The sequence below is a fragment of the Rhizobium sp. Root1212 genome (genome assembly GCF_001424985.1).
Classification (GTDB): domain Bacteria; phylum Pseudomonadota; class Alphaproteobacteria; order Rhizobiales; family Rhizobiaceae; genus Pararhizobium.
The window spans coordinates 434,638-445,399 of the sequence record NZ_LMDA01000022.1; the positions used below are offsets into that span (position 1 = coordinate 434,638).

Consider the following 10,762-nt stretch of genomic DNA (forward strand, 5'->3'; position numbering starts at 1 on the left):
ATGTCCTATCACCTTCGCAACTTCGTTTGAAGCGGTGCCGCGCACCGCCTTTCCCTGAGCTGACGGGCATTATCTTGAGCGATCATCTTCTTCTCGGCATCGACACCGGCGGAACCTATACCGACGCCGTTCTCTTCAGCGAAACCGGGGGCGTCGTCGCCCGCGCCAAATCGCTGACCACGCGGCACGATCTCGCCGTCGGCATTTCCGGCGCGGTGGAGGCGGTTCTTGCGTCTTCGGGAACGGACGTTTCCGCGATCAGCCTCGTGTCGCTCTCGACCACGCTTGCCACCAATGCGCTGGTCGAAGGGCAGGGCGGACGTGCGGGTCTGGTGATGATCGGCTTCGGCCCGGAAGACCTGAAGCGGGATGGCTTGCAGGACGCGCTGGGGAGCGATCCGGTAATCTTCCTGCCCGGCGGCCACAATGTGCATGGCGGCGAAACCATGCTTGACATGCGCGCGCTCGACGAGGCCCTGCCGCGGCTGGCAAGCGAGGTTTCCTCCTTCGCCGTCGCCGGCTATTTCGCCGTGCGCAATCCCTCCCATGAGCAGCGGGTGCGCGACCGCATCCGCGAAGTCTCGCACCTGCCGGTCACCTGCAGCCATGAACTGACCTCCAAGCTCGGCGGCCCGCGCCGGGCGCTGACGACGCTGCTCAATGCCCGTCTCGTCTCGATGATCGACCGGTTGATCGGCTCCTGCGAGGATTTCCTGAGGGATCGCGGCATTGAAGCGCCGATGATGGTGGTGCGCGGCGATGGCGCGCTGATCTCGGCCGCCGAAGCCCGGCTGCGGCCGATCGAAACCATCCTCTCCGGCCCGGCGGCAAGCCTCGTCGGCGCCCGTTACCTGACCGGCCTCGATGATGCCGTCGTTTCCGATATCGGCGGCACGACCACCGATGTCGCGACCCTTGCCGAAGGGCGGCCGCGGCTGGACGAGGAGGGCGCCGTCGTCGGCGGTTTCCGCACTATGGTCGAGGCGGTGGCGATGCGCACCTTCGGGCTCGGTGGCGATTCCGAGGTTCGGATCGACGATCGTGGCATGGTCGCAGCCCTGTCTCTCGGCCCGCGCCGCTTTCTGCCGCTCAGCCTTGCGGCCGTGGCGCATGAGGAGGTTGTCATCGGCGTTCTCGAACGGCAGTTGCGCACGGCCCATGTCGGCCGGCATGACGGCAAGCTGGCGGTGCGCACCGGTTTGCCGGATCATCTGGCGGCCGGCCTGACGAGCCAGCAGCAAGCGCTGTACGAACGTATTGGCTCCGTGCCCGTTGCGCTGGAAAACCTGCTGACCAGCACGCCACAGCGCGCTACGCTCGACCGGCTCGTCGAGCGCGGTCTCGTCCATATCTGCGGCCTGACGCCCTCCGATGCCATGCACGTTCTCGGCTGCCAGGGCCAGTGGAACGGCGAGGCCGCCCGGCTCGGCGCGGAGCTCGCCGCCCGCATCAAGGATGGCCAGGGCCGTCCTATTGCGGCCTCCGCCGAAGAGATGGCGGAAAAGATCGTGGCGAGGCTGACGCGGCAGTCGTCCGAAGTCATCCTGTCGAGCTGCTTCGCCGAGGATGGCGCGGCGATCGATCCTGCTGTTTCGCTTGCGGTGGACCGTGCCCTGAAGCGTGCGCCCGGCATCGTTCGCTTCTCGCTGGCGCTCGACCGGCCGCTGGTGGGGCTTGGTGCGTCCGCGCCGGTCTATTATCCGGCTATTGCCGAGATGCTCGGCGCTCCCTCGGTGATCCCTGCGGATGCCGGTGTCGCCAATGCCGTGGGTGCGGTTGTCGGCCAGATCCGGGCGGCGGTCACGGTCTTCGTCACGGTGCCGGAGGAAGGCATTTTCGTCGTGAACGGCGCCGGCGAAAGCCTGCGCCTGCTGGATGAGGCCAAGGCCTTTGCCGAGGCGCGCCGGCGTGCGGAAGATGCGGCCCTTCAGGCAGCGCAGAAGAGTGGGGCGGAAAGCCCGGTCGTCATGATCCTGGAAGACATTTCCGCCCCGGAGATCGAAGGCACGCGAAAACTGATCGAAGCGCGCTTCGTGGCGGTCGCCAGTGGCCGTCCGCGCATCGCCCATCACTAATCTGTTCCAAAAAGGAAATAATTTTTCGCATTTTCACTGAATTGACAGGTTTATAAAGAATGTGAGACTGCGGCCCATGTTTTCTTGAATTTAGGAGAAGGCCATGAGCCGGATTGAACGCAACGGTCTGCAGATCGACAAGGGCCTCGATGATTTTCTCGTGAATCAGGCGCTGCCCGGTTCCGGCGTCGATCAGGATCGTTACTTCGCCGCGCTTTCCGCCATCATTCACGATCTCGCGCCGAAGAACCGGGCATTGCTTGCCAAACGCGATGCGCTGCAGGCGCAGATCGACGCCTGGTATCGCGAAAACGGCGTTCCCTCCGATATGGAAGCCTATCAGGCCTTCCTGAGGGAGATCGGCTATATCGTTCCCGAAGGCCCGGATTTCGCTGTTGCGACCGCCCATGTCGATCCTGAGATCGCCGTCATCGCCGGCCCGCAGCTCGTCGTTCCCGTCATGAACGCGCGCTATGCGCTGAACGCCGCCAATGCGCGCTGGGGCTCGCTCTACGATGCGCTCTACGGCACGGATGCGATCCCGGAAACCGTCGGCGCGGAAAAGGGCAAGGGCTACAACCCGGTTCGCGGCGAAAAGGTCATCGCCTGGGGACGCGCCTTCCTCGACGACAGCGCGCCGCTTGCTGCTGGCAGCTGGCGTGACGTCACCGGGCTTTCCGTGAAGGACGGCGCGCTGTCGATCAGCACAAAGACCGGCTCGGCCACCCTGGCCGATGCCACGCAGTTTGCCGGCTACAAGGGCGATGAAGCTTCGCCGTCGCATGTCCTTCTCGTCAAGCACCACCTGCATATCGACATCGTCATCAATGGCGAAACCCCGACCGGCAAGAGCGATCCGGCCCGCATCGCCGATCTCATCCTTGAATCGGCCATCACCGCGATCATGGATTGCGAGGATTCGGTTGCCGCCGTCGATGCCGAAGACAAGGTCGTCGTCTACAGCAACTGGCTCGGCCTGATGAAGGGCGATCTCTCCGAAGAGGTTACCAAGGGTGGCCGCACCTTTACCCGCAAGCTCAATCCGGACCTCGAATTCACCGGCGCCGATGGCAAGCCGCTCGTATTGAAGGGCCGCGTCTTGATGCTGGTGCGCAATGTCGGCCACCTCATGACCAACCCGGCGATCCTCGATCGCGACGGCAACGAAGTGCCGGAAGGCATCATGGATGCCATGGTCACCGCGCTCATCTCGCTGCGGGATATCGGCAAGGACGGCCGCCGCATGAATTCGCGCGAAGGCTCGATGTATGTCGTCAAGCCGAAGATGCACGGCCCTGAAGAAGTCGCCTTCGCGTCCGAAATCTTCGCGCGCGTCGAGGAAGCGCTCGGCATGACGCCGAACACCATCAAGATGGGCATCATGGACGAGGAGCGTCGCACGACGGTCAACCTCAAGGAGTGCATCCGCGCCGCCCGCGAGCGGGTCGTCTTCATCAACACCGGCTTCCTCGATCGCACCGGCGACGAGATCCACACCTCGATGGAAGCCGGTCCGATGATCCGCAAGGGCGACATGAAGCAGGCGGCCTGGATCGGTGCCTATGAAAACTGGAACGTCGATATCGGCCTCGAATGCGGCCTGTCCGGCCATGCGCAGATCGGCAAGGGCATGTGGGCCATGCCCGACCTGATGGCGGCGATGCTGGAGCAGAAGATCGCCCATCCCAGAGCCGGCGCCAACACCGCCTGGGTGCCCTCGCCGACGGCAGCGACCCTGCATTCGACCCATTATCATAAGGTCGATGTCGCAAAGGTTCAGGAGAGCCTGCGCTCGCGCGCCCGCGCAAAGCTGTCGGATATCCTTTCGATCCCCGTCGCATCGCGCCCGAACTGGACGCCGGAAGAAATCCAGCGCGAACTCGACAACAATGCCCAGGGCATCCTCGGTTACGTGGTGCGCTGGATCGACCAGGGTGTCGGCTGCTCGAAGGTGCCGGACATCAACAATGTCGGCCTGATGGAAGATCGCGCGACCCTGCGGATTTCGGCACAGCATATGGCCAACTGGCTCCGTCACGGCGTCGTCACGCAAGAGCAGATCATCGAGACGATGAAGCGCATGGCCGCCGTCGTCGACGGGCAGAATGCCGGTGATCCGGCCTACAGGCCGATGGCCGGCAATTTCGATGGTTCGATCGCCTTCCAGGCAGCCGTCGAACTGGTGCTCAAGGGCCGTGAGCAGCCGAACGGCTACACCGAGCCGGTCCTGCACCGCCGCCGGCTGGAGCTGAAGGCGAGCGAGGCGGCCTGATCGGCCGCCTTCACCGGCAAAGCAGACAAACAAAAAACCCCGGAGTTTCCTCCGGGGTTTTTTGTTTCGCGAGGCGAAAGCGACTTACTGCTGGACGATGACGCGGGTGTTCTTGCCCGGACGGACGCGCGCGTAGAGATCGATGATGTCCTGGTTGATCATGCGGATACAGCCGGAAGAGGCTGCGGTGCCGATCGAGGCCCATTCCGGCGAGCCGTGAATGCGGAACAGCGTGTCCTTGTCGCTATCGTTGAAAAGATACATTGCGCGGGCGCCGAGCGGATTGCGCAGGCCGGGGCCCATGCCGTTTTCGACATATTGCGCAACGTCAGGCTTGCGGACCGCCATTTCCTTTGGCGGGTGCCAGGTCGGCCATTCCTGCTTCCAGGCGACGTAGGCGCGGCCTTCCCATGCAAAGCCGGCCTTGCCGACGCCGATGCCGTAACGAACGGCCTTGCCGCCCGGCAGCACGTAATAGAGGAAGCGGCTCGGCGTATTGACGACGATCGTGCCGGGGCGCTCGCTGGTCGCATAATCGACGATCTGGCGATGGAAGCGCTGGTCGACCTTCGAGATCGGGATCGCCGGCAGGGTATAGCCGTGATCCTCGACCGTGCCGTAGCTGTCCGAGAAGATCTGGTTGGTGGCGACATGAACGCCGGGCGTGGTCGAGACGGGGGTCGTCGAACAACCGGCAAGGGCAACGGTTGCCGCGAGGCTGCACAGCATGAGGGCATTGCGGAAGCGCATGGGAGTCTCTTGAAAAGATATGAAGAATATCCGGGTCATTGCGACCATCGGTGATTATGGTTTATTTTCGATTAACACCCCGATTGCAAGTGAATGCACTGCAGCATTCTTGCGGGTGGCCTCAAATTCACCACGGCTGGCTTTTTTGCAACAAAACGTCCGATATGCCAGAGTAGAGACCATGGCGATTCTCTCTATCCACAACGATAATCCACTGATCGACGGCCGCCAGTCGCAGCGGGCGTTGATGGTGCGCCGCGGCGTGCAGCGTTTCCTCTATGACATGCGCCACGCCGTGTTGCCGGAACTGACGCTGGCCAGCGGTCGCCGCGCCGATCTCATCACCATTTCGCCCAGAAACGAGATCTGGATCATCGAGATCAAGACCTCGATCGAGGATTTTCGCGTCGATCGCAAATGGCCGGATTACCGTCTGCATTCCGACCGCCTGTTTTTCGCCACCCATAGCGGCGTGCCGCTCGATATCTTTCCGGAAGAGTGCGGATTGTTCGTCTCGGACGGCTATGGCGCGGACCTGATTCGCGAGGCGCCGGAACACAAGCTTTCCGCCGCGACCCGCAAAAGCCTGACGGCAAGCTTTGCGCGCGTGTCGGCCCAGCGCCTGATGCTGGCCGAATGGTCGACCGACCGCAATGACGATCCGGCGATGCGCGACATCATCTCCGGCGCCCGCGATAAGTTCCCCTGACCGTTATTTCGGCGCCCGCTTGGCCAGAATGCGCTGCAGGGTGCGGCGATGCATATTGAGCCGGCGTGCGGTCTCCGACACATTGCGCTCGCACATCTCATAGACACGCTGGATATGTTCCCAGCGCACGCGATCCGCCGACATCGGGTTTTCCGGCAGTTCGGCCCGCTCGCCGCTCTTTTGTACCAGCGCGCCAAAGATTTCGTCGGCATCGGCGGGCTTGGCGAGATAATCGATCGCCCCGAGCTTCACCGCGTTGACCGCGGTTGCGATATTGCCATAACCGGTCAGCATGATGATGCGGGTGTCGTCTCGCCGCGCGCGGATTGCCTCGATGACGTCGAGGCCGCTGCCGTCGCCGAGCCTGAGGTCGATGACGGCATGTTTCGGCGGCTTGGTCTTGGCGCGTGCAACGCCTTCGGCGACCGATTCGGCGATCTCGACGATAAAGCCGCGGGCCTCCATGGCCCGCGCAAGCCGGCGCAGGAACGGCCCGTCGTCATCGACGATCAGCAGGGAGGCATCCGGCCCGATGGAAGAGGCATCGCTGTTGTCTGCAGCCGGTTCGTTGGTCTTTTCCGTCATGATCGAGGCTTCCTCGGCGATATCGCTTTTCCCATGCTTTATTCCCGCTTCAAGGCGCGGGGTAAAGTCAATTTGACGATTTCGTATCCATCAGCCGTCGTGGCCATTCGACGCGCACCCGTGCGCCCGGCGTTTCCGGGCCGCGATTTTCGAAGGCGAGTTTGGCGCCGGAGCGTTCGAGCAGGGTCTTGGCGATGAACAGTCCGAGCCCGAGGCCGCCGGCGCTATCATCCTTCTGCCGCTGGGTCATATAGGGCTCGCCGATGCGGCTCAGGATATCCGGCGCATAACCGTCGCCATCGTCCTCGATGGTGACGCGGACAATGTCCGGCGTGTGGGCGACGGTGACGGTCACTTCCTTCTTGGCATAGTCGACGGCGTTTTCCAGCAGATTGCCGAGGCCGTAGAGGATGCCGGCATTGCGGTTTCCGACCGGCTCGGAAGCGCGGTCGCCGATCTCCACGAGATTGAGGCGGATGCCGAACTCCCGATGCGGCGCCATCACCTCTTCGATGAGGGAGGACAGCGGCAGCCGGTTCATATGGGCCTCGCCTTCCGAAGACAGCGTCGTCAGCCGCCGCAGGATATCGCGGCAGCGTTCGCTCTGGCTGCGCAACAGGTGCACATCCTCGCCGAAACGCGGATCGTCGCCGAGTTCGCGCTCCATCTCCTTGGCGACGACGGTGATGGTCGCAAGCGGGGTGCCGAGTTCATGGGCGGCGGCGGCGGCCAGACCGTCGAGCTGGGACAGATGCTTTTCCCGCTGCAGCACCAGCTCCGTTGCCGCCAGTGCATCGGAAAGCTGGTTTGCTTCGAGCGAAACGCGATAGGTATAGAAGGCGGCAAAGGCCGTGGTGGAAACGATCGCGAACCAGAAGCCGGCCGTCAGCAGCGGCGGCACCACCAGCACGACGCCCGGATACCACGGCAGCGGAAACGGCGTGAAGGCAAGCGCCGTGATGCCGAGCACGGCAAGGCAGGCAAGCGCGATGCTGTGGCCGCGCGGCTGCGAGGCCGACGAGATGATGACCGGCACGCAGACCAGCGGCGCAAACGGATTGGAAAGTCCGCCAGTGATGAACAGCAGCACCGTCAGCTGCGCGAGATCGAGCCCGAGCAGCGCGAAGGCGGAAAACGGTTCCAGCCGATGCGCCGCCGGATAGCGCACCGTCAGATAGGCATTGACCCAAGCAAGAAAGGCGATGAGCCCGGCGCAGGCAGCCAGCGGCAGGGGAAACCGCAGCCAGAAGGCGACGATCACCACCGCAACCGACTGGCCGCCGACGGCGAGCCAGCGCAGGCGCACGATCGTCTGCAGCCGCAACGTGCGGATCGTTGCCGCTTCATAGGGAGAAGTCGTGATCGCCATGCATAATCCTCACATCGAAACGTCTACGGTTGCTTGGGTGGTTCAGGTGCCGCGCGGCTTTGCGCGGGTCGTCGGTGCGGCATTGGCCGGGTCCTCCGGCCAGGGATGTTTCGGATAGCGTCCGCGCATGTCGGCGCGCACATCCTTCCACGAGCCGGTCCAGAAACCGGGGAGGTCTCGTGTCGTCTGGATCGGTCGATGTCCGGGCGAAATCAGCTCCAGAACCAGCGGCAGCCGGCCGCCGCCGATGGCCGGATGGGTTTTCAGCCCGAAAAGCTCCTGTACGCGGATCGACAGCAGCGGTTCGTCGCCATCGTAGTGGATCGGATGGTGCTGACCGGTCGGCGCTTCGAAGTGCGTGGGCGCCAGCTTGCCGAGATCGCGGGCCACCTCGTGAGGAACCAGCGACGACAATCCCTCGGAAAGCGAGCCGGCGGAAATATCGTCGATCCCGCGCGTCTCCTCCTGGAAGGGAATGAACCATGTATCGAGCGCTGCCAGCAGCCCTTCATCGGACATATCCGGCCAGGGTTCGCCGATGGTGCGGTTGAGAAAGCCGATACGGTCCCGAAGTTGCGCAGCTTCCCTCGAAAAGGGCAGGACGCCGAGCCCCAGCTGGCGCACCCCCTCGGCCAGCGCCTGCGCACTGGCCGGTCCTTTCGGTCGGGCGATCGGCGTTTCCTCCAGCACGATCGCGCCAAGCCGTGTCACGCGGCGCGCGCGCACCTGCCGGCTTTGCCGGTCGAAGATCGTCTGATCTTCCTTGACGATCAGTTCGGGCATTTCCGCTTCGATATCGGCCCGGTTGATTTCGGCGGCGGCAAGGATGCGTTGCGCGCCGGCCCGGCCCGTGAGATCGGCAATGACCAGCATCGATGCGCCGGCCAGCCGCTCCGTCTCCGGCAGTTCTGCGCCGCGCCCATTGGCCATGACGAAGCGGCCCCGCCCGCCGCGCTGCAAGGCGATTCGATCGGGAAAGGCGTGCATCAGCAACGTTCCGGGCTGTATGGGCGATTGTTCCTTCTTCCCACCAATATCCTTGGCCATCCTGAGCGCCAGCCGCCGCGAAGCCTCCGCCCGTTCCCCGCGTTCGCTGCGAAACCGGCGCAAACGGTCTTCGAGATCGATGCTGGTTCCGCCGAGCCCTTGTTCGGTCAGCACGACGGCCAGCAGGCAGGCCTCTTCGGCATGACCGCCCGCGGCGGCGTGAACCGCCATCGCCGCCAGCCGCGGCGGCAAGGCGAGATCGCGAATACGACGCCCCTCCGCCGTGAGCATGCCGGCCCGGTCGAGCGCACCGAGCGAAACCAGCAAGGCCTTCGCCTCCTGCCAGGCCGCCGCGGGCGGCTGGTCGAGAAAGGCAAGCGAGGCGGGATCGCCGACACCCCAATGGGCAAGATCGAGCACGAGACCCGAAAGGTCGCTGGAGAGGATCTGCGGCGGCGTAAAGGCAGGCAGCGCCGCCGTCTGACCCTGATGCCAGAGACGGATGGCCATGCCGGGTTCCGTGCGGCCGGCGCGTCCTGCCCGCTGGTCGGCCGAGGCGCGCGATACCCGGACGGTTTCCAGCCGGGTAATTCCGGTCGAAGGCTCGAAGACCGGCAAACGCTGCAGGCCGCTGTCGATGACGATGCGAACGCCATCGATGGTGATCGACGTCTCGGCGATCGACGTCGCCAGCACGATCTTGCGCGTGCCAGCCGCTGCCGGCCGGATCGCCGCATCCTGCTCCTTCTGGCTCAGATTGCCGTAGAGCGGCGTGACCGTGACCTCCGCCGGCAGCCGACCCTCCAGCCGCTCGGCGGTCCGGCGGATTTCCGCCTGCCCCGGAAGAAAGGCGAGGATCGATCCCTCATCGCTCCACAAAGCATCGAGAATGACGCGCTGCATGACATCCTCGATCCGCTCCGTTCCCGGCCGGTCCTGATAGCGGATATCGACGGGGAAGCCGCGCCCCTCGCTTTCGATCACCGGCGCACCGCCCAGCAGCGTCGAGACCCGCTCGACATCGAGCGTCGCCGACATGACGATGATCCGCAGATCCGGCCGCAGCCCCTGCTGTACGTCGAGCGCCAGCGCCAGCCCCACATCCGCGTCCAGCGAGCGTTCGTGAAATTCATCGAAGAGCACCGCGGCGATCCCCGAAAGCTCCGGATCATCCAGCAGCATCCGTGCGAAAACCCCCTCGGTCACCACCTCGATGCGGGTCTTTGCCGAAACGCGATTGTCGAGACGCATGCGATAGCCGACGATCTGGCCGATCTCCTCGCCGAGAAGGCTCGCCATCCGCCCCGCGGCGGCGCGGGCGGCAAGGCGTCTTGGTTCGAGAAGAATGATGCGTCCGTCGCCGCGCCAGGCCGCGCTAAGAAGGAAGACCGGCACAAGCGTCGTCTTGCCGGCGCCGGGCGGTGCAGCCAGCACGGCTGAAGACGATGTCTGCAAGGCGCGTCCGAGTTCCGGCAGGACGGCTTTGACGGGAAGCTCGGGCAGCGAGGCGACCTCAACCATGCCGGCCTCGCGGGAAGAGGCGCAGGCCGTCTTCTCTGTCTTTCAAATACACTCTATAGGGAGAGAGGGCCGTATGGGGCATTGTCGTCTCTGTTCTTGCGCGCATGATCGTTTGTTCCGCGGGATGTCCGGGCATAGCAAGCGGCGCTCTATAAGGGAATGTTCGTCTCTCTATAGAGGGAGGAAGGAGCACTTGTTTAGGAGGCGTCATCTGTACGCTCTGTTGCGTCTTTCCGGCCACGCGATGTTGTCTCCTGATTTGCCCGCTTTCTCCCCTCCTGATTTCGTCTGTTTATATGGATTATCTAGACAGCTCCCCGCATCATCAAAATTACCCTTTATTTTCAGTAACTTGTATAATTTTTGTATTTTTTTGAATTTGGTGTGTTGACTATTTCGTTGGTGGGGGACTATAACCCGCTCACCAACGAGGGCGGCGGCGCTGCTGGCGACCGACGAACTCGCTCTGAAGTTTCTTAGGAAATGCGGGGATG

Annotated in this window: 8 protein-coding genes; 3 read left to right on the plus strand and 5 right to left on the minus strand. The window is 63.7% G+C overall.

Annotated features, from left to right (window positions below; translation table 11 throughout):
- Nucleotides 1–74: 74 nt before the first annotated feature.
- Both ASC86_RS18145 and ASC86_RS18150 read left to right on the plus strand, forming a co-directional pair.
- A complete protein-coding gene (locus ASC86_RS18145; RefSeq protein WP_056324358.1) occupies nt 75–2,075 on the plus strand; it encodes a hydantoinase/oxoprolinase family protein in 2,001 nt (666 codons plus the stop codon).
- 103 nt (nt 2,076–2,178) lie between these two features.
- Entirely contained in the window at nt 2,179–4,347 is a 2,169-nt protein-coding gene (locus ASC86_RS18150; protein ID WP_056324228.1) for a malate synthase G, read from the plus strand.
- Between the two features lie 84 nt (nt 4,348–4,431).
- Here the strand turns inward: ASC86_RS18150 and ASC86_RS18155 are convergent, their stop codons facing one another.
- Nucleotides 4,432–5,097 carry a L,D-transpeptidase gene (locus tag ASC86_RS18155; RefSeq protein ID WP_056324229.1) on the minus strand — a complete coding sequence of 222 codons (666 nt, stop codon included), beginning with the start codon at nt 5,095–5,097 and terminating at the stop codon, nt 4,432–4,434.
- Between the two features lie 181 nt (nt 5,098–5,278).
- Here ASC86_RS18155 and ASC86_RS18160 point away from each other — a divergent pair, with 181 nt between their 5' ends.
- Nucleotides 5,279–5,806: an MmcB family DNA repair protein gene (locus ASC86_RS18160; RefSeq protein WP_056324232.1), complete on the plus strand. Its 528-nt coding sequence runs from the start codon at nt 5,279–5,281 to the stop codon at nt 5,804–5,806.
- A 3-nt stretch (nt 5,807–5,809) separates the two neighbouring features.
- On the opposite strand, the gene ASC86_RS18165 is transcribed toward ASC86_RS18160, so the two are convergent.
- From ASC86_RS18165 to ASC86_RS26405, 4 genes are all read right to left on the minus strand, one after another.
- Entirely contained in the window at nt 5,810–6,391 is a 582-nt protein-coding gene (locus ASC86_RS18165; protein ID WP_056324234.1) for an ActR/PrrA/RegA family redox response regulator transcription factor, read from the minus strand.
- A 67-nt stretch (nt 6,392–6,458) separates the two neighbouring features.
- Nucleotides 6,459–7,760 carry an ActS/PrrB/RegB family redox-sensitive histidine kinase gene (locus tag ASC86_RS18170; protein ID WP_056324237.1) on the minus strand — a complete coding sequence of 434 codons (1,302 nt, stop codon included), beginning with the start codon at nt 7,758–7,760 and terminating at the stop codon, nt 6,459–6,461.
- Nucleotides 7,761–7,802: 42 nt separating this feature from the next.
- Complete coding sequence (gene hrpB / locus ASC86_RS18175; protein WP_056324239.1) at nt 7,803–10,268, minus strand: ATP-dependent helicase HrpB; 2,466 nt, start codon at nt 10,266–10,268, stop codon at nt 7,803–7,805.
- A 207-nt stretch (nt 10,269–10,475) separates the two neighbouring features.
- The coding region (locus ASC86_RS26405) for a hypothetical protein (RefSeq protein WP_210170360.1) at nt 10,476–10,762 on the minus strand (287 nt) is incomplete at its 5' end.

Coding starts and splice junctions, on each gene's coding strand:
- ASC86_RS18170 (WP_056324237.1), bottom strand. CDS start 7,760: ATGGCGATCACGACTTCTCCCTATGAAGCGGCAACGATCCGCACGTTG.
- ASC86_RS18150 (WP_056324228.1), top strand. CDS start 2,179: ATGAGCCGGATTGAACGCAACGGTCTGCAGATCGACAAGGGCCTCGAT.
- hrpB (WP_056324239.1), bottom strand. CDS start 10,268: ATGGTTGAGGTCGCCTCGCTGCCCGAGCTTCCCGTCAAAGCCGTCCTG.
- ASC86_RS18155 (WP_056324229.1), bottom strand. CDS start 5,097: ATGCGCTTCCGCAATGCCCTCATGCTGTGCAGCCTCGCGGCAACCGTT.
- ASC86_RS18160 (WP_056324232.1), top strand. CDS start 5,279: ATGGCGATTCTCTCTATCCACAACGATAATCCACTGATCGACGGCCGC.
- ASC86_RS18165 (WP_056324234.1), bottom strand. CDS start 6,391: ATGACGGAAAAGACCAACGAACCGGCTGCAGACAACAGCGATGCCTCT.